We start from the raw sequence: 17,733 nt of genomic DNA, 5'->3' as shown, positions 1-17,733 counted from the left end.
CATGCCCAGCACTGACATGAACAGTGATGTCGGTGAATCCTTCGGTAGCTGGACCATGGGTGAGGTCCATGCGCAGGCCGTGGTTGATGCCGCCCACGCCTTCAGCCCTGACGGAACCCTTGTATCTCGCGGCGAAGATGGTGCTGTCCCAACCGATGCTGCCCTCATCACCGAAAACATGGTCCGGCTCGCCGCCGAAGGAAAGATTGCGGCCCGGGACGGCATCGCATTGAACGTCCAGGCAGACTCGATCTGCGTGCATTGGGACACTCGCGGCGCTGTTGCGATGGCGTCCGCAGTCCGCACCGGCCTCGACGCTTCCGGCATTACTGTCCGGAGTTTTGCATGAGCATCACCGGTATCCGATGGGCCGGCCCCAGGGCTTGGCTGGTGGAACTGAATGATCTGGCCTCCGTACTGGCCCTGCACCAGCACCTAGCCGCCGATCCCCTCCCCGGGCAGCTGGACGCAGTGGCTGCCGCAGCCACGCTCCTGGTGAAGTTCAGCAGCCGGGTACAGGCCGTAGCCGGGCACTCCGCCGTCCAGCGGTTGGAGCTGGACGGACTGCACCGTGCCAAAGGGCATGAAGTCACCATCGACGTGGTGTACGACGGAGAGGACCTCGCCGAGGTGGGAGAACTCACCGGCCTGGGCGCGGATGGGGTCGTGGCTGCGCATACCGATCAGTTGTGGACGGCGGCGTTCGGTGGCTTTGCCCCGGGATTCACCTACCTCGTGGGGGAAGACAAACGCCTCGAAGTGCCGCGACGGACCTCACCGCGGACCGCAGTCCCCGCTGGCGCCGTGGCTCTGGGCGGAGCCTTCTCAGCCGTGTATCCGCGTCAGTCGCCTGGCGGCTGGCAGCTGATCGGGCGAACGTCCGCAGTCCTGTGGGAGCTGGGTCGCGATTCCCCCGCACTCGTCCGCCCCGGCGACACCGTCCGCTACCGCGCCGTCCGTGAGGCAATCAAGGTGGCACCCCCACGTGAACGGCCAGCCCCTGCAGATCATGCGTCCTTGCTGCAGTCCGCGCTCGTGATCACAGCTCCTGGGTTGCAGTCCCTTGTGCAGGATCTTGGCCGCCCTGGCTTCGGGGACCTTGGCGTGTCTGCCGCCGGAGCTGCGGACCACCAATCTGCCCGGCAGGCCAACCGGCTGGTCGGCAACAGTCCCGGTGCCGCCGTCATCGAAAACCTCCTGGGAGGCTTCTCGGCCCAGTCGCGCGGAGATCACGTGGTGGCCGTTGCGGGTGCCACAGTGGCTCTCGAGGTTCGCGATGCCAAAGGTGCCCTTCGACTCCGACCGGCAATGGGGACCCCGTTTGCGTTGCTCGACGGCGAGTCACTGAGTCTGGACACACCGACCGCTGGAGTCCGCAGTTACCTTGGCATCCGCGGCGGACTGGACGCCACACCAGTGCTGGGCAGCCGGTCCACTGATTCAATGTCCGGAATTGGCCCAGAACCGCTGGCTGCCGGCACCGTCCTACCGGTGGCTGCCGCGGCCGGTTCGCAGCCGGTAGGCGGCGCGGAAGCGTCAACGCTTCGGCCAGGGCCAGGTCCCGCCGTACTGCGGGTGACTCTGGGGCCCCGGGATGACTGGTTTAGCGCTGACGCGCTTCAGGCCCTCACCGGTCAGGAATGGGCCGTGGGCGCACAGTCCAACCGGATCGGAATCCGGCTGGCACCCGCGGGTGCGGACAACGGCCCCTCGGATGCCCTAGAACGCAGTCGAGGCGGCGAACTCCCCAGTGAGGGAGCCGTCGCAGGAGCGCTGCAGGTCCCGCCCAACGGACACCCCGTCCTCTTCCTTAACGATCATCCGGTGACCGGCGGATATCCGGTGATCGCCGTCGTCGTTCCCGAAGATCACCCCGCAGCTGCACAACTGCCACCCGGACACCGTGTCCGCTTCCACGTGGTCGATGCCGAGACGTTGCAGCCAGAGCCGCCCGCGCCACAGGAATTCTCCGCCCGTCCTGATCCCGCACTCCGCGGTAAAGCTTCCGAAGGAGCCACGCCATGAAAAAAGTCCTGATCGCCAACCGCGGCGAAATCGCAGTACGCATTGCCCGCGCCTGCTCCGACGCAGGGCTGTTGTCCGTGGCCGTCTATTCGGATCCCGACGCCGACGCCGTCCACGTGCGGTTCGCGGACGAGGCCTACGCCCTCGGTGGTTCCACAGGGACACAGACGTACCTGGACATCACCAAACTGATCGATGCGGCGCGCAGGTCCGGCGCCGACGCAGTACACCCCGGTTACGGTTTCCTGTCCGAGAACGCCAACTTCGCACAGGCGGTGCTAGACGCTGGGCTGACCTGGATCGGGCCTTCGCCCCAGTCAATTCGGGAGCTTGGCAACAAAGTCACTGCACGTGAAATCGCTGTCCGGGCCGGGGCGCCGTTGGTACCCGGAAGTGACGGGCCCGTCAAGAACGCGGAGGAGGTCCTGGCGTTCGCGCAGGAGTATGGGCTGCCCGTGGCAATCAAGGCAGCGTTTGGCGGTGGCGGGCGCGGCTTGAAGGTCGCGCGCCAGCTGGCGGACATTGAAGACGCGTTCGAATCAGCCGTGCGGGAATCCCTCAGCGCGTTCGGCCGCGACGAATGCTTCGTGGAGCGTTTCCTGGATCAGCCCAGGCACGTTGAAGCCCAGGTCCTGGCGGACACCCACGGCAATGTCGTGGTGCTGGGCACGCGCGACTGCTCGCTGCAGCGCCGCAACCAGAAGCTCGTGGAGGAGGCTCCTGCGCCATTCCTTAGCCCCGAACAACGCAGCCTCATCCACGAATCCGCCAAGGCCATCTGTCGGGAAGCCAAGTACCATGGTGCCGGAACTGTGGAGTACCTCGTGGGGAAGGACGGCGTCATCTCCTTCCTTGAGGTCAATACCCGCCTGCAGGTGGAACATCCCGTGACGGAAGAAACCACGGGCGTGGACCTGGTCCGCGAACAGTTCCGGATCGCAGCTGGGGGAACACTCACCCTGGGCGCCGATCCCGAACCGCACGGCCACGCGTTTGAGTTCCGCCTCAACGCTGAGGACCCCGCGCGCGGATTCCTGCCTGGCCCCGGAACCGTGGAAGTGTTTGAAGCCCCCACCGGTGCGGGAATCCGGGTGGATTCCGGCGTACGCTCCGGTTCCACCGTGCCGGGAGAATACGACTCGCTGATGGCAAAGCTGATTGTGCACGGCGAGGACCGGCCGCAGGCTCTGCGCCGGGCCCGCGCCGCCCTGGACGAGATGCAGATTCGCGGTCTTCCCACCGTTCTGCCGTTCCACCGCGCTGTGGTGCGTCACCCCGATTTCACGGCGGAAGACCATCTTGGCGTGCACACCACGTGGATCGAGAACGACTTCGCCGAAACACTCGCTGCATCACCGGAAATTGCCCGCACCGCACCCGATGCCTCCCGGACCACCCTCACGGTAGAACTTGATGGCAAGGCCGTCCAGCTGGGCCTGCCGGCGCGACTTTTCGAAGCGTTGATGAGCGGTGGAGGCCATGGCGCCGGGGCACCGGCGGCCGCTGATCCGGTGGACGGGGCCGGGTTGTCCTCGCCCATGGTCGGGTTGCTTGTGAAGTGGCTTGTTGACGACGGCGAGACGGTTCAGGCCGGGCAACCGGTCGCGATTCTGGAAGCCATGAAGATGGAGACCACCGTGGCGGCCCACCGGAACGGAACACTACAGCGCGGCGCGCAGGTAACCGGTGCTGCGATTGGCCGTGGCGAGATTCTGGCGACCATCAACTAACCGCCGACGTCGATTCTGCCGTTATTTTGCGCGCTTCGGTATCCCCGGGGGCAGGGAGCGGGAGGCATGTCTGTAGATTGGAGGCATGCCCATGAACGCCGCGCTCGAAGGGATCTCTTCAGAGGTCAAGGCCACCCACGCCCATACCGTCTCCTGGGCTGCGGGACTGCTCAGGTCACGCATCTCTGCTGGCCAGCTGGCGCCCGGAGCGAAACTTTCCGAGCAGAAACTCTCCGAGGCGCTCGGCGTCTCCCGCAACACACTGCGGGAGGCCTTCACGGTACTGTCCGGGGAGTCAGTGGTGCAGCGCATACCGAACCGCGGCGTGTTTGTCGCCTCGCCACAGGTAGAGGACGTGCGCGAGATCTACCGGGTGCGTCGCCTGATTGAGCCGGCCGCCATCTTGTGGGGCGATCTGCCGCCAGATGCCCTCGACCGGCTGGACGCAATAGTCGATCGCGCACGCACCGCCCTGGCTGAGGGGTCCGTGAAGGACATGGCGGACGCCAACCAGGACCTGCACAAGGCCGTGGTGGGGCTCGCCGGCAGTGACTCGGTGGCGGAGCTCATGGAGAAGGTCCTGGCCCAGATGCGGCTGGTCTTCCACGCCCTAGCCACGACACCGGATTTCCACAGCCAGTATGTGGAACGCAATGCAGCCCTCGTGGTGCAGCTGAGGGCCGGACACCGCGACGAGGCTGCGGCGGAACTTCGCCACTATCTTGATGACGCCGAGCGCGAGCTGTTGAAGCATATCGGGAGTCTCTAGCGTTTAGTCGTTGCCTCAGCACTGGAGATTCCACTCAAGACGTCAATGTAGTTCAGTGTTTTGGGGCTGACGTGCCGCACTGCAGCAAGCGCCTCATGAAGAACGTCTCTCATAGGGTGGTCACGAAGAGCCTTTTGGAGATCCTCGACAGTTTTAATGCTTTGGCTCTCGAATACGCGCGTGATGTCTTCCACCTGGGCCAGCCGGCCAGGTGAGGGCCAATCGATGACCTTGGAGAGCTTCTTCGTGTCGAGCCGTTGCCTGAATCCACCGGTCGTGGCCGCATCCGGCCATTCGGCAATCAGTGCGAGAACACGCGGCTTGACTGTTTCATGGTAATTTTGCCGGCGCTGCAGCGTGGCGTCCACAATGATGGCTCCTATGTGGTCCCACTGACGGCTGGCTTCGGATGAATCGTCCACGCCATTGCGGTCTGTGGGAGCCGTAGGGTCAACGGCATCATTATCGGTAGTCATCAGTGAATCCTTTCATGGCCAATCGCTGCTCGGGTCACGGCGTCAGCCCAGGCCCGATGGCATCCGGCTGCAGGACTGCCCGGCGCCGCGCCAGGCCACGCTACGGAACCTGGTAGGCCGAGTCTCGTGCGTCTGTGATGAGCATGTGTCCAGGGGCGTGGCCGATTGCCAATGCCGGACGGGATTCCATCACCGCCGCCTGCGGTGTGACGCCGCAGGCCCAGAAGACCGGAACGTGCCCTTCGGGAATGCGAACCGGGTCTCCGAAATCGGGCCGGGACAAATCCTTGATGCCCAGCTCGGCGGGGTTGCCCACATGAACGGGAGCCCCATGGACAGCTGGATAGCGGGAGGTAATACGAACGGCATTAGCCACCTGGGACGCGGGAACCGGACGCATCGAGACCACCAGCGGTCCGGCCATCAAGCCTGCCGGTTCGCAGCGGACAGACGTACGGTACATCGGCACATTCACGCCCTGGTCAATGTGCGCCACCCTGATGCCATTGGCCTGGAGTGCGGACTCGAACGTGAAGCTGCAGCCCACAATGAAGGTCACCAGATCATCGCGCCAATGCTCCATGATGTCCGTGGGTTCATCGACCTTCCGGCCGTCCTCGTACACCACGTATTTGGGAACATCGGTACGGATGTCTCCACCGGCGAGCAGGGGGCCTGCCGTGTCCCCGGCGTCCAAAACGCCCAGGACAGGGCAGGGCTTGGGGTTGCGCTGTGCGAAGAGCAGCACGTCAAAGGCCTGCGCTTTGGGGACAATGATCAGGTTCGCCTGCGCAAAGCCGGCGCTCCAGCCCGAGGTGGGGGCCACCAGACCGGATCGGAACAGGGTCCGGGCCGCGGCCGGAAGGAGTGCGGAGGGGTCCCGGGGATAGGCAGGGGAACCGTTGGCAGTCTGGGCCATTGCTGGTCCTAGGCCCACAGCTTGCCCAGGCTTATGACCGAGCTGTAACCGAGGAAAAGAGTCAGGAGCCAGGCCACGACACCGATGATCAGCAGGCTCTTGGGGTAGACATAGCCTTGCATGAGGTCGCGGCGACGCCAGGCAACCCAGAGCAGCACGCCGAATCCGACGGGAAGGATCAGCCCATTGAAGGCGCCTGCAAAAATGAGAAGTTGCTGCGGGGCCTGGCCGATCAGCAGGTAGGCCACAGCGCAGAAAGCGATAAAACCGACGGTGATGAGATTCCGGGTCCGTTCCGTGGTGGTGGACTTCGTCACGAAGGAGACCGAGGTGTATGCCGCACCAATCACGGAGGTGATGGAGGCTGCCCACAGGATGACGCCGAAAACCCGCATGCCGATATCGCCGGCCGCTGCCTGGAATGCGGAGGCGGCAAGGTTGCTGCCAGTCAGGGTCACGCCACCTGCAACGACGCCGAGAATGGCAAGGAACAGCAGGATACGCATAACGCAGGTGACTAAGATCCCGGCGATCGAGCTTTGCGCGATCTGTTTGACGTTTTCCACGCCCGTGACACCAGTATCCAGCATTCGGTGGGCGCCAGCGTACGTGATGTACCCGCCGATTGTGCCGCCGATCAGGGTGGTAATGACCAAAAAGTCCACCTTCTCCGGCATGATCGTATTCTTGAGCGCCTCCCCCAAGGGCGGGGCAGACACGATGGCCACGTACAGCGTCATCAGGATCATCAACGCCCCAAGGATCACCACAATCCTGTCCAGTGCCACGCCGGCCCGCTTGCTGATGAAGATGAGGATTGCCACAACGGCGGACACTGCACCGCCGATCTTTGCATCTGCGCCCAGCATGGCGTTGGTTCCGAGCCCGGTGCCTCCAATGTTGCCGATGTTGAAGACAATGCCGCCGAGGAACACCAGCCCGGCCAGGAACCATCCGACGCCGGGAAGTACCTTGTTGCCGAGCTCCTGGGCCCGCAAGCCGGAGACCCCGATGATTCGCCAGACATTGGTCTGGATCGCAATGTCCACCAGAATCGACACCAGGATCGCGAAGGCGAACGCGGCGCCGAGCTGGACAGTAAACGCCGTCGTCTGGGTGATAAAACCCGGGCCGATCGCGCTGGTGGCCATAAGGAACATGGCGCCCAGCAGTGCGGAACGCCGGGCGGCCGGTTTGAGGGCGGCCTTGGCTGTAGTGGATTCCATGGGGGTCCCAACAGTTTCGGTGACCGGAGTCACAACGGGTGTTTCCGCAACTGTACAGACTGTTGAACAATCCCCGCAAGGAATTGTTCAACAAAACATTGATCTTCCCTCAACGCACCAGCATGCTGGTGTGCACGGTGCCTGCTTTTGGCACTCGGCGCATGGAAAGAATCGAGGGAGTCGCCACTGTATGCCCTCAGGCAGCCTACTGAATTTTTCGGATCCGGATGGGGCCCTTGGCGGTCGAGGGATCAACGACCGAACCACCCTGGGTGATCTGTACCTCGCCGGAATCAACCAGTCGGCGTGCAGCCCGACGTGCGGGCTCCATCAGGGCTCGCCAGTCCTCACCGCCCACCGCTCGGGCTGCGTCCGACGGACAAATTGTGGAGGTAACAGCCCGCGCGGAAAGAAGGGCCAGGATCCTGGCCTCCAGTTCCCGATCCACGGGGTTTACACCCCGACGGCGGCAGTCAGCGGAGCAGTAACGAACTTCTGCCCAGTTATCTGCCCACTTTGCCCGCCACTCCATGCGGCGCCCACAGGAAGCGCAGGTTTTCTCTTGTGGGATATGCGCGGCTTCGCGCTTTCGGTGGGCCATGGGTCCATTCTGCCCCGGCACGTAAAGTGGGCCCAGGACTACGACCACGGCCACGACCACGGCCAAAAGTGATCCTTACCGCCGGAACCACATTTCGTGACGTCCTAGATCACCTGGCCTGGAACTCCTCAGTCCGAATGGGTGACGAAATTTGGTCGCGGTCGTACATGACCTTCGCGGTATTTTCCAGAATTTGGACAGACTCCACGACGTTGCCCGTGCGCTTATCCCTGGTGTGCCGGATGACACGGTTATGCCTGTAGACCACACCAGCGGATTCATAGAAGTATGCGTCTTCTTCCCGGATGTGGAACTTCACCTCGGGTGTCCGTTCTGCACGCAGTTCACCGCGAAGATGTTCCTCGGTGGTGCTGACCCTGATCTGGAATGCCTGGTCCGTATCGTTGCGGACCCGGTAGTCAAGGTAATTGTAAATAATGGACGTTCCCGAGCCGAAAGGTATCTGTCGGTTGAAGTCAGGAAAAAGGTCCAGTTCCCCGTGATGGTGGTGCTCAACAATGGTCAACTCGCTATGCAGGACCATCCAGTGCAACAAGTTGGTGAACTGGCACAGCCCGCCGCCAATTCCAGTCTCGGGAGCCCCATTGCCAATCACCAGACCCACACGATACCCCTTGGCGGCCGTGCAACTACCCACTAGATTCCAGAACGAAAATGTCTCGCCGGGTCGAATCACAACCATGTCGACCTGGGGCGCCGCGATACCCAAGCTGATGGCTTTGTTGTCCTGCAGGTGCGTATCCACGTTTCCGAGTTTCCGTCGGATCAGTGAATTGTGCTTGTACACCACCACCGGAAGTTCAATGTCATGGTCCTGGGTGGCAAACCGAACTCGCTTGAGGCGATCCCGGACCTTCCGTTGAAGAATCATCTTCTGCACAGAAATCCTGTAGGCCAGCGGCGACCATTCGCAAAAGAGTTTTCTTGGCATCGTTTCCCCCACAGTCCCTGGCACATCATCCTTGAAGGACTCGTGCCCCCCAGCGCCAGGACCCCAGCATAGTCCGGCCTGACCACTTTGGTCGTGATCGCCGCCAGCCTGCAGACCGTGCCCGGCCGGGGAACTTGGCTTTGCACCGGGAGTGCCACCCCACAGCGTCAGGGGAGCTGGTGGAGGCTGAAGGCAGCCAGGAAACCGAGAGTCGCTATCAGCCCGGTGTAAAGGGACGCCCTTTCAAAGGCTTCCGGAATCATCGTGTCGGTGATCATCGCCAGGATGGCGCCAGCTGCGAGGCCGTTGACGACAGCGAGGGTGCCCGGCGCAGCACCATCCAGCAGCAGGTATCCTGCCAGGGCAGCCAGTCCAGATGCCAGGGCTATGGCGCCCCAGATACCGAAAACATACAACGGCCCTCGGCCAGCTTTTTTCCAGCCGGCAGTGCTGGACAGGCCTTCCGGAACGTTGGAGATGAAAACAGCCGCAAAGACCGGAAGGCTGAGCCCTCCCCCGGTCAGGAAACTCAGGCCCAGCACCATCGATTCCGGGATTCCGTCCAGTAGCGCACCAATGGCGATAGCACCACCACTGCTTTTCTGGTCCGCCTCGGCAGCCACCTGGCCCCCGGACCGCTTTCGGTGCCGTCCGCCGTACCTGGCCAGCAGGATATTCAAGCCCACGTAAACCACGGCTCCTACAAGGAATCCCAGGCAGGTGTAGGCGAGCCCACCCACCTCAACAGCCTCCTGGGCCAGTTCGAACGTCAGTGCTGAAATCAGGACGCCAGCCCCGAAGGCCATGATCGCCGCCACCAGCCTGGCCGGGACACTGATGAACCAGGCGACTGCGCTGCCCAGCAGCAGTGCACCGCCTGCCACCAAACCTGCCGTACCGGCTGCCAACCATTCAGGCATGGTGCCTTCCACTCATGATCATGGAGCCGATAGTAGACCGTTGCCCGCCGACGAACGGAATCTGCGCGTGGACAGAACTTTCGTGGTGGCCGCTTTTCGCACCCCTTGCGATCGTGCATCCGTGGAGCGACGACGACGGGGCCTCCACCGCAGGAATTGGCACCTTTTGCACTCAGTCACCTGGGCTGCTGGAATAGACGGCGAGATAGGAGGGTTGACAAAAACGGCCCTCCACTCCCGGCCCACCTGGCCGACTACCGCGAAGGAATTCGATGTCTCCCACGCTGAACAAGCTGCAGCCTGGAGTTCAGGCTCCCAACTTTTCCCTTGAAGCTGCCGACGGCAAAACTGTTTCCCTGGCGGATTACCGCGGAAAGAACGTCATCCTGTATTTCTATCCCCAGGCCGCCACGCCAGGCTGCACAACAGAGGCCTGCGATTTTCGTGACAGCCTGTCCAGCTTTCAGGATTCAGGGTACGAGGTGCTGGGAGTGAGCCCTGACTCCACGGGGGCACTTGCCAACTTCTCCGGCGACTTCAACCTCACGTTTCCCCTGCTCGCAGACCAGGACCACCACGTGGCACTGGCCTACGGTGCGTGGGGCGAAAAGTTGGTGGACGGCGAAGTCACAGAGGGCATCGTCCGTTCAACAGTGGTACTGGACCAGCAGGGGAAGGTGGTGTTGGCTCAGTACCAGGTCAAGGCCCAGGGCCATGTGCGCGCTCTGCGCGAAACACTGGGCGTCTGATATCCGCGCCCGGGCGCCCGGGCGCCCGGGCTGGCCGCAGCGTAGGTCGTAGCTGCGGAAGAAGGCTCGCATGCCGCAGTAGGCTTATCATCATGGCTTTTGAAGAGACACCCGCCCCGCGCCGTGAAATCAGCGTCCGCCGCGCTCCCCGCTACGTCCCCTTCATGGTCCTGGGTGCCATCCTTGGCTTCGTGGGCGCCGGATTCGTCGCATTTGTCCTACCAGCCGATGGCGAGTACGACGCCAACGCCGTCTTTGGGTTCTTCTTGATCGCGTTTGGAATCGCAGGCATCATCCTCGGGTCTGTCGTGGCCCTGATTCTGGACCGAATCAGCCTGAAAAAAGCCCAGACGGCGGTAGTCGAAGCCGTTTCCGACGCCGAGCCCGACGACGACGCAACTCGCATCAGCGGGTCATAAAGCAACTATCGGCCCCGGCACAGGTGTTCTCGTGAGATAATCGACCAGTGGCACGCGGCGATGGAACACTTTCCCATGATCTTCTCCCCGGCGAAAAAGGACCGCAGGACGCCTGCGGCGTTTTCGGTGTTTGGGCTCCCGGCGAAGAAGTAGCAAAACTAACCTATTACGGACTGTACGCACTGCAGCACCGTGGCCAAGAGTCGGCTGGCATAGCTACCAGCGACGGCAAGCGGATCAACGTGTACAAGGACATGGGACTTGTTTCCCAGGTGTTTGATGAAACCACCCTGAACACGCTGACAGGGCACCTGGCTGTGGGGCACTGCCGGTACTCCACCACTGGCGCAAGCCACTGGGCCAACGCACAGCCAACGCTTGGTGCGACCAGCACCGGCACCGTCGCTCTTGCGCACAACGGGAACCTGACCAACACGGCCGAACTCAACGCCATGATCATGGAACGTAACGGCGGTCAGCTGACCGGAGAAATGAAACAGGGCAACACCTCCGACACCGCACTGGTCACGGCCCTCCTCCAGGGCGACGCAGATACCAGCCTCGAGCAGACCGCCATGGAACTGCTTCCCAAGATCAAGGGCGGCTTCTGCTTCGTCTTCATGGACGAGGGAACGCTCTATGCTGCACGGGATGCTTACGGCATTCGACCCCTAGTGCTGGGGCGCCTTGAGCGCGGCTGGGTGGTTGCTTCGGAGCAGTCCGCCCTTGCGACGGTCGGCGCGAGCTTTATCAGGGAAATCGAACCCGGGGAATTCATCGCCATAGACGAAGAGGGCGTCCGCTCGGTCCGCTTTGCGGAAGCAACCCCGGCAGGCTGCGTCTTTGAGTACGTCTACCTGGCCCGCCCTGACGCCTCCATCGCCGGCCGGTCCGTCTACGAATCCCGTGTCGAAATGGGGCGCCAGCTGGCACGCGAAAACACACAGGAAGCTGACCTGGTCATCCCGGTTCCTGAGTCGGGCACACCAGCAGCCGTAGGCTACGCCGAACAGTCGGGCATCCCCTTCGCGCATGGCTTCGTCAAAAACTCGTACGTGGGCCGCACCTTTATCCAGCCCTCACAAACCTTGCGTCAGCTGGGAATCCGCCTCAAACTCAACGCCCTCGAATCGGTCATCCGCGGAAAGCGAATCGTGGTTGTGGATGATTCGATCGTCCGTGGCAACACCCAACGTGCCATAGTCCGAATGCTCCGCGAGGCCGGGGCTGCCAGTGTCCACGTCAAGATCTCGTCACCGCCTGTCCAGTGGCCGTGCTTCTATGGCATCGACTTCGCCTCGCGAGCAGAACTGATTGCCAACGGCGCATCCATTACTGAAATCGCCCAGGCAATCGGCGCTGACTCCCTGGCGTACATTTCCGAAGAAGGAATGATCGGCGCCACCCAGCAGCCCCGCGAGCGACTCTGCACTGCCTGTTTCACCGGCAAGTACCCCATCACCCTGCCTGGCGCGGAAAAACTGGGCAAGAACCTCCTTGAACGAACCGACCTGGGCGGGCTCCCGCCGTCGAACGTTCCCCCGGAAGCATCCCTCGCTCAGGACCCGGCCGACAAGCCAGGTGCCACGGGATGCGATCCAGGCCCCGACGCCGAATTCGAGAACCTGCTGACTGAGGAAGACCAGGTGCCCGAAATCCATCACAAGGTTGCCACCAGTGGCGCTGACAAGAAAGAGTCCGTATGACCTCCGCATCCCCAGCCGCTGAGAACACGGCACCCGCCGGCATCACCTACGCCTCCGCTGGCGTGGACGTTGAGGCCGGAGACCGCGCAGTGGAACTCATGAAGGGTGCCATCAAGGCAACTCACAACTCCTCGGTCCTGGGCGGTGTTGGCGGTTTCGCGGGGCTATACGACGTATCCAGGCTCCTCACCTACAAGCAGCCCCTGCTGGCCACCTCAACCGATGGCGTGGGCACCAAGGTTGCCATTGCCCAGGCCATGGACATCCATGACACCATTGGCTTCGACCTGGTGGGCATGGTGGTCGATGACATCGTGGTGGTTGGTGCCGAGCCGCTCTTCATGACTGACTACATTGCCTGCGGAAAAGTCGTTCCGGAGCGGATCGCAGACATTGTTCGTGGCATTGCCGCAGCGTGCTCTGTAGCCGGAACCGCGTTGGTGGGCGGCGAGACAGCCGAACACCCGGGTTTGCTGGGCGAACACGAATATGATGTCGCTGGCGCAGCCACCGGCGTTATCGAAGCAGACAGCCTCCTCGGGCCGGAACGCGTACGCGCCGGCGACGTTGTCATCGGCATGGCATCCTCTGGACTGCACTCCAACGGTTACTCGCTGGTCCGCCGGGTCATCAATCACGCTGGATGGGCGCTGGACCGTCAGGTGTCAGAATTCGGCCGAACCCTGGGCGAGGAGCTCCTTGAGCCCACCCGCGTCTATGCCGCTGACTGCCTTGACCTGGCGCGGACGTTCCCGGTCAACTCCGGACGTGGTGTCAACGGATTCAGCCACGTCACAGGCGGTGGGCTCGCAGCGAACCTGGCCCGTGTCCTGCCGCAGGGGCTAGTGGCAACTGTGGACCGCGCAACCTGGGAACTACCTGCAATCTTCAAGCTGGTCTCGGAACTGGGCAACGTGCCATTGGCAGACCTTGAGCGGACCCTCAACCTTGGCGTTGGTATGGTGGCAATCGTCTCACCCTTGGTTGCCGACGCCGCCGTGGCCCGGCTGAACGACCGCGGACTCCCCTCGTGGATCATGGGCACCGTGGAAGCAGACTCAGACCTGATCATCAAGGGCGGGCCGGACTACGTCCAGGGCGCCAAGGGAGTCGACGGCGGTGCCGTCCGGCTGGTCAACGCCTATGCCTGAGCAGACGGGCTAACGCCGTCCCAGTAAAAACGCGAAGAAAAGGCCCCGTACCGGCAAACCTGCCAGTACGGGGCCTTCGCTATTCTGGAAACACGTGCCCACGTTCGCCCGGGGGGAGCCATGCCATCCGGTACCCGGGTCACCTATGGCTTAACCACGAAAACCAGGCTGCACTTCCTGAGTGCGCCCGGTCTGGGTGGAATAACGATCTGACGTGGTGAGAACTGTGTCTACTGACACCAGCATCACTTGGGGTCAACCGATCCGGCGGGTGTCCGCGTCGTCGTCGTCCTCAACATCATCCGCGTACTTGTCCACGTAGGCCGAATAATCGGGCTCCACGGGTTCGTTGGCGAAGCGGCTTGGAGCACGGACCTCACTGCTCTTGAGCTCGCGCTGAAGGGCAGTGTAATCAGTGTTCGGGGAGTAGTACTTAATGTCCCGAGCCTGTTTGGTAGCTTTTGCCTTTTGACGGCCGCGCCCCATGGCGTGACCCCCTTTGTGTACTCGGACCGGAGGTGGTCACCATTTGGCAGTGGTGAGGCCCCGGAATGTTTGGTCAATTTGTCGTACACCTAGATTACATGCTTTCTACGGCATGTGCGGCCAGCGGATGGCACGCCCACACGGTCAAAGAGTCCTGATCCTCGCGAACACCCCTGCCCAGGTCTGCCAACAGCCCGAAACAGCCAAATATTCGATAGAGTCACAACAGGAAAAAGCTGCCGGAGACCTCTGTCACGGCCCGTTCCATAACCAGGAGTGTGATCTTCCGTGACCCAGACGGGGCCAATAAAAAAGCCGTCGGCCCGTTCGTGGACGCTGAGCAGGCCTGCTTTCGTCACGGCCCTGGCTGTTGTTGCGGCTCTCCTGGTTGGGCTGGTGATCTTTCTTCTGGCCAGCGCAAACGCCAACCGGACGGAACCTGTCGCCGTGCCAGACCAAGAAAGCGGCGACACGGCATCGATCCAGGTAGCGGCCACCGCGCCAGCCACAGCGCTCCCGGTCCCCCGGGACGCGGCACCCTCGGAGTTCACGCTTGGGGACTGCTTCGCCGATTTTAACCCTGAGGCTCTCAAAGCGAACGTTGTGGCCTGCGACAGCGGGCACTCCGCCCAGCTGGTTGCCCTGTTCCGCTATCCGGCCGGAGACAGTTATCCAGGCGTGGACGTATTGCAGGCCAAAGCCCTGGAAGCCTGCGAGGCTGCTAAGTTGTCGGCAGCCGCCGATCAGTTTGACCTGAACTTCCAGCGGGCCTATCCGAGTGAATCCAGCTGGGGTGTCGGTGACCGGCGCGTTGACTGCTACGTCACGGCTCCGACTGGGAATGTGATCACGGCCAGCGTCCTGCCCTAGCAGTGCAGGACGCTGGCACTGCGTGGACTATGAAGTCCCGCCCGGCGCAGGAACCGGCGAGAGGTGTTCGTGGACTGCCAGGAGATTGCCGTCAGCCATCCTGGTGAAGACAATCGTCTCGCGTTCGTCATTTGGAATGCGCCCACCGGTGGCGCCATCCTGGACAACCGTAGCTACCCGGTGCGTAAAGATCGCAGTGTCCCCCGCCAGCGCAATGTTCCGCTCGGTGCTTGTGCACGCGAGCACTTTCCATCCGGAGGACACCCAGCTCTCCCAAAGGTTTCGGTAGGCTGCCCGGGAGTCCAAGGATTCCCGCTCGGGATGGAAGATAAACGTTGCTTCGGGGCTGAAGGCCGCAAAGTAGGCATCAGTGTCGGTGGCACCAAATGCCTCCATCAGCTTCCCGGCCGCTGCCTCGACATCGGCCCGTGAGACAGGAGCGGGTACCGCCGGTGTCACACGCGCCACAGCACGAATCGGGGACCCATCCGCGCCAGGGATATTCAGTGGGTATAGGAAGATTTCCACCTCGGAACCGGCCTCAAGCGCCGCCGCCACCTGATCCAGGCCCGTGAGATTCTCGACGATCACGCAGCCGTTACCCGCCAGGATCCGGTGAGCCGGAAGTGCCGAATCCGCGCCGTCGCTGTGATCGACGCTGAGGGCGTCGACTCCCACTGTGCGGTATCCGCGATCGAAGATCAGCTGGGCCGCAGCAGAATCCAGGGCCGGGTGGCTCAGGTACGCATCCTGACCCCACCTGTCTGAGAATCCCGTCCGCAGGAGCAGGATTCTGCGTGGTGCGCCCGGGTCGACTTCCGGGTCCAGCGCCGACCTCATGCCCGCAAGCATCGCCGCCGTGATGGTGCCGCCGCCAGCGGGCCGCACATCGACCAATTCGACGGGTCCGCTGAACTGACCCATTGGCAGACGCTCAAGGGCGGCCCAGTCCTCGTCACTGTGCAGTGGGGCGTCCAGATGCGTTCCCGAATGGGATCCCAGGGCCAACGCAAGGACGTTGACTCCATCACTTTCGACAGTGAGTGCCCGGCTAATGAGGACTTCCGGATCGCCTGGATAGACAGGCATACCCGTGTGCATTGGCACGCTGAGATCCAGCCACCTCATGATTGAGCCGCCATTTCATCAGTACCGGCCATGGTGCCGTCCACTGTAGCTGTACGGGCGGCGTCACCCCTTTCCTGGTTAACAACTTTTCCGTCAGCCCCGAAGACCTCGGGGACCGGGGTATCGGAACTTGGAACCCAACGTGGCCCGGCCGCTGGGAAGACGGCTCGCGGCTCCGGGAAAATCCACAGCATTCCCAGGTACAGGACGGCGGCCAGAATGAGCGCCGCAGGAAGGCTGATATCCACTCCACCCGCCAGGTTGCCCAGGGGTCCCTGGAACTGGCCCGGCATGTTGACAAGGCTGAGACCCACCGCTGCACTAATGAGCCAGGACAGCATGCCGCGCAGGTTCCAGCCATGGTTGAACCAGTACCGGCCACCAGTTTGTCGACGATTAAAAACCTGGAGTGCATCGGCGTCGTACCAGCCACGACGAACAATGAAACCAATGATCATGACCACCATCCATGGGGCCGTGCAGGTAACGATCAGCGTGGCAAACGTGGAAATGCTCTGGACCAGGTTAAAGCCAAAGCGCCCGACGAAGATGAAGATGATGGCGAGAACGCCGATGAACAGTGTTGCCTGGACCCGGCTGAACCGAGGAAATACGCTGCTGAAGTCCAAACCCGTTCCATAAAGCGAAGTGGCCCCGGTGGACATGCCACCAATGAGCGCGATGAGGCACAGCGGCACGAAGTACCAGGCTGGAGACACAGCGAGAAGCCCGCCTACGTAGTTCGGTGCTGCAGGGTCCATGAACTCCGGCGCTTTCGTGGCAATGATGGACGCGGTAGCCAGGCCGAACGTAAAGGGAACAAGTGTGGCAAGTTGGGCCAGCAGGGCAGCGCCCATGACTTTGCGTTTAGGGGTGTTGGTCGGAATGTAGCGTGCCCAGTCACCGAGGAATGCTCCGAAGGAAATGGGGTTGGACATCACTATCAACGCTGCGCCAATGAAGGCCGGAATGAAGCCTGCCATTCCCATGCCGTCCAGTCCCGTACCGAAGGAGCCGACGAAGTCCAGGTTCAGATCACCCCAGAAGGCAATAAAGCCAACAATAAAGAGCAACGTCGCTGCCGTGACGGCGATCTTATTGACCAGCAGCATGAAGCGGAACCCAAAGATGCAGACAATCAGGACCAGGATCCCGAAAATTCCATAGGCGACAGCGAAAGAGCCCATTTCCTGGGGCACGCCTACCAGCCGATTCAGTCCGCCCACCAGGGCATCCCCCGAACTCCAGACCGAGATCGAGAAGAAGGCTGTGGCCGTCAGTAGCGAAAGGAAGGAGCCGACGATCCGGCCATGGACACCCAGATGGGCTGATGAGGATACAGCATTGTTGGTGCCATTGGTCGGCCCAAACACTGCCATCGGCGCCAGCAGTAGCGCTCCTACGGTAAGGCCAGCAACAGTCGCAGCGAACCCCTGCCAGAACGACAGTCCAAAAAGGATGGGAAAGGCGCCAAGGAAGGCTGTGGCAAAGGTGTTGGCACCCCCGAATGACACTCGAAAAAGGTCAAGTGCCGTGGCGTTGCGATCCTCTTCGGGGATCCGTTCGATTCCATGCGTTTCTACTTCGGTCACTCTGGCGCGGTCTG

18 protein-coding genes are annotated in these 17,733 nt (G+C 62.3%); 9 read left to right on the top strand and 9 right to left on the bottom strand.

Annotation, left to right across the window (positions count from 1 at the left end; all coding sequences use genetic code 11):
• Position 1 precedes the first annotated feature (1 nt).
• The 4 genes from QMG79_RS01185 (at position 2) to QMG79_RS01170 (ending at position 4,524) form a co-directional block, all read left to right on the top strand.
• The gene (locus tag QMG79_RS01185) at positions 2-349 is read left to right on the top strand and encodes a LamB/YcsF family protein (RefSeq protein ID WP_283536744.1); all 348 of its coding nucleotides are present in this window, start codon (positions 2-4) and stop codon (positions 347-349) included.
• The gene (locus QMG79_RS01180) at positions 346-2,025 is read left to right on the top strand and encodes a 5-oxoprolinase subunit B/C family protein (protein ID WP_283536743.1); all 1,680 of its coding nucleotides are present in this window, start codon (positions 346-348) and stop codon (positions 2,023-2,025) included. Before QMG79_RS01185 ends, QMG79_RS01180 begins: the two co-directional genes overlap by 4 nt.
• Positions 2,022-3,755, top strand: coding sequence for an acetyl/propionyl/methylcrotonyl-CoA carboxylase subunit alpha (locus QMG79_RS01175; RefSeq protein ID WP_283536742.1), 1,734 nt, complete (start codon positions 2,022-2,024; stop codon positions 3,753-3,755). Before QMG79_RS01180 ends, QMG79_RS01175 begins: the two co-directional genes overlap by 4 nt.
• A gap of 85 nt (positions 3,756-3,840) precedes the next feature.
• Positions 3,841-4,524 (top strand): GntR family transcriptional regulator, encoded by a 684-nt coding sequence (locus tag QMG79_RS01170; protein ID WP_283536741.1) that lies wholly within the window; start codon positions 3,841-3,843, stop codon positions 4,522-4,524.
• Here QMG79_RS01170 and QMG79_RS01165 read toward each other — a convergent pair.
• From QMG79_RS01165 to QMG79_RS01140, 6 genes are all read right to left on the bottom strand, one after another.
• Positions 4,521-5,000 (bottom strand): hypothetical protein, encoded by a 480-nt coding sequence (locus QMG79_RS01165; RefSeq protein ID WP_283536740.1) that lies wholly within the window; start codon positions 4,998-5,000, stop codon positions 4,521-4,523. The two genes, QMG79_RS01170 and QMG79_RS01165, sit on opposite strands and share 4 nt — an antisense overlap.
• Positions 5,001-5,100: 100 nt before the next feature.
• On the bottom strand, positions 5,101-5,919 hold the full coding sequence (locus tag QMG79_RS01160) for a putative hydro-lyase (protein ID WP_283536739.1): 819 nt from the start codon (positions 5,917-5,919) through the stop codon (positions 5,101-5,103).
• 8 nt (positions 5,920-5,927) lie between these two features.
• Positions 5,928-7,145: an NRAMP family divalent metal transporter gene (locus QMG79_RS01155; RefSeq protein ID WP_283536738.1), complete on the bottom strand. Its 1,218-nt coding sequence runs from the start codon at positions 7,143-7,145 to the stop codon at positions 5,928-5,930.
• A 205-nt stretch (positions 7,146-7,350) separates the two neighbouring features.
• On the bottom strand, positions 7,351-7,746 hold the full coding sequence (locus tag QMG79_RS01150; RefSeq protein ID WP_283536737.1) for a DUF2256 and DUF3253 domain-containing protein: 396 nt from the start codon (positions 7,744-7,746) through the stop codon (positions 7,351-7,353).
• 109 nt (positions 7,747-7,855) lie between these two features.
• Positions 7,856-8,638, bottom strand: coding sequence for a VanW family protein (locus QMG79_RS01145; protein ID WP_283537322.1), 783 nt, complete (start codon positions 8,636-8,638; stop codon positions 7,856-7,858).
• Between the two features lie 227 nt (positions 8,639-8,865).
• The gene (locus QMG79_RS01140; protein WP_283536736.1) at positions 8,866-9,618 is read right to left on the bottom strand and encodes a ZIP family metal transporter; all 753 of its coding nucleotides are present in this window, start codon (positions 9,616-9,618) and stop codon (positions 8,866-8,868) included.
• Positions 9,619-9,890: 272 nt separating this feature from the next.
• Between QMG79_RS01140 and bcp the strand changes: the two genes are divergently transcribed.
• From bcp to purM, 4 genes are all read left to right on the top strand, one after another.
• Positions 9,891-10,367, top strand: a complete 477-nt coding sequence (gene bcp / locus QMG79_RS01135; protein WP_283536735.1) for a thioredoxin-dependent thiol peroxidase — start codon at positions 9,891-9,893, stop codon at positions 10,365-10,367.
• Between the two features lie 92 nt (positions 10,368-10,459).
• Positions 10,460-10,786: an MFS transporter gene (locus QMG79_RS01130; RefSeq protein WP_283536734.1), complete on the top strand. Its 327-nt coding sequence runs from the start codon at positions 10,460-10,462 to the stop codon at positions 10,784-10,786.
• 47 nt (positions 10,787-10,833) lie between these two features.
• Positions 10,834-12,492 carry an amidophosphoribosyltransferase gene (gene purF, locus QMG79_RS01125; protein ID WP_283536733.1) on the top strand — a complete coding sequence of 553 codons (1,659 nt, stop codon included), beginning with the start codon at positions 10,834-10,836 and terminating at the stop codon, positions 12,490-12,492.
• On the top strand, positions 12,489-13,643 hold the full coding sequence (gene purM / locus QMG79_RS01120; RefSeq protein ID WP_283536732.1) for a phosphoribosylformylglycinamidine cyclo-ligase: 1,155 nt from the start codon (positions 12,489-12,491) through the stop codon (positions 13,641-13,643). Before purF ends, purM begins: the two co-directional genes overlap by 4 nt.
• A gap of 255 nt (positions 13,644-13,898) precedes the next feature.
• On the opposite strand, the gene QMG79_RS01115 is transcribed toward purM, so the two are convergent.
• Positions 13,899-14,129, bottom strand: coding sequence for a DUF3073 domain-containing protein (locus QMG79_RS01115; protein ID WP_283536731.1), 231 nt, complete (start codon positions 14,127-14,129; stop codon positions 13,899-13,901).
• 288 nt (positions 14,130-14,417) lie between these two features.
• Between QMG79_RS01115 and QMG79_RS01110 the strand changes: the two genes are divergently transcribed.
• Positions 14,418-14,999: a septum formation family protein gene (locus tag QMG79_RS01110; protein WP_283536730.1), complete on the top strand. Its 582-nt coding sequence runs from the start codon at positions 14,418-14,420 to the stop codon at positions 14,997-14,999.
• Positions 15,000-15,026: 27 nt separating this feature from the next.
• On the opposite strand, the gene QMG79_RS01105 is transcribed toward QMG79_RS01110, so the two are convergent.
• Positions 15,027-16,106 (bottom strand): cyclase family protein, encoded by a 1,080-nt coding sequence (locus tag QMG79_RS01105; RefSeq protein ID WP_283536729.1) that lies wholly within the window; start codon positions 16,104-16,106, stop codon positions 15,027-15,029.
• Between the two features lie 17 nt (positions 16,107-16,123).
• The gene (locus QMG79_RS01100) at positions 16,124-17,719 is read right to left on the bottom strand and encodes a purine-cytosine permease family protein (protein ID WP_283536728.1); all 1,596 of its coding nucleotides are present in this window, start codon (positions 17,717-17,719) and stop codon (positions 16,124-16,126) included.
• Positions 17,720-17,733 lie beyond the last annotated feature (14 nt).

Source organism: Pseudarthrobacter sp. PS3-L1 (genome assembly GCF_030063285.1).
Classification (GTDB): domain Bacteria; phylum Actinomycetota; class Actinomycetes; order Actinomycetales; family Micrococcaceae; genus Arthrobacter.
The sequence above is the reverse complement of the archived record's forward strand: the minus strand, read 5'-3'. Positions and strand labels throughout refer to the sequence as shown.

Bases quoted from the DNA above. Each gene is read 5' to 3' on its own strand.
- QMG79_RS01185 (WP_283536744.1), top strand. From the start codon at position 2: ATGCCCAGCACTGACATGAACAGTGATGTCGGTGAATCCTTCGGTAGC.
- QMG79_RS01180 (WP_283536743.1), top strand. From the start codon at position 346: ATGAGCATCACCGGTATCCGATGGGCCGGCCCCAGGGCTTGGCTGGTG.
- QMG79_RS01175 (WP_283536742.1), top strand. From the start codon at position 2,022: ATGAAAAAAGTCCTGATCGCCAACCGCGGCGAAATCGCAGTACGCATT.
- QMG79_RS01170 (WP_283536741.1), top strand. From the start codon at position 3,841: ATGCCCATGAACGCCGCGCTCGAAGGGATCTCTTCAGAGGTCAAGGCC.
- QMG79_RS01165 (WP_283536740.1), bottom strand. From the start codon at position 5,000: ATGACTACCGATAATGATGCCGTTGACCCTACGGCTCCCACAGACCGC.
- QMG79_RS01160 (WP_283536739.1), bottom strand. From the start codon at position 5,919: ATGGCCCAGACTGCCAACGGTTCCCCTGCCTATCCCCGGGACCCCTCC.
- QMG79_RS01155 (WP_283536738.1), bottom strand. From the start codon at position 7,145: ATGGAATCCACTACAGCCAAGGCCGCCCTCAAACCGGCCGCCCGGCGT.
- QMG79_RS01150 (WP_283536737.1), bottom strand. From the start codon at position 7,746: ATGGCCCACCGAAAGCGCGAAGCCGCGCATATCCCACAAGAGAAAACC.
- QMG79_RS01145 (WP_283537322.1), bottom strand. From the start codon at position 8,638: ATGATTCTTCAACGGAAGGTCCGGGATCGCCTCAAGCGAGTTCGGTTT.
- QMG79_RS01140 (WP_283536736.1), bottom strand. From the start codon at position 9,618: ATGCCTGAATGGTTGGCAGCCGGTACGGCAGGTTTGGTGGCAGGCGGT.
- bcp (WP_283536735.1), top strand. From the start codon at position 9,891: ATGTCTCCCACGCTGAACAAGCTGCAGCCTGGAGTTCAGGCTCCCAAC.
- QMG79_RS01130 (WP_283536734.1), top strand. From the start codon at position 10,460: ATGGCTTTTGAAGAGACACCCGCCCCGCGCCGTGAAATCAGCGTCCGC.
- purM (WP_283536732.1), top strand. From the start codon at position 12,489: ATGACCTCCGCATCCCCAGCCGCTGAGAACACGGCACCCGCCGGCATC.
- QMG79_RS01115 (WP_283536731.1), bottom strand. From the start codon at position 14,129: ATGGGGCGCGGCCGTCAAAAGGCAAAAGCTACCAAACAGGCTCGGGAC.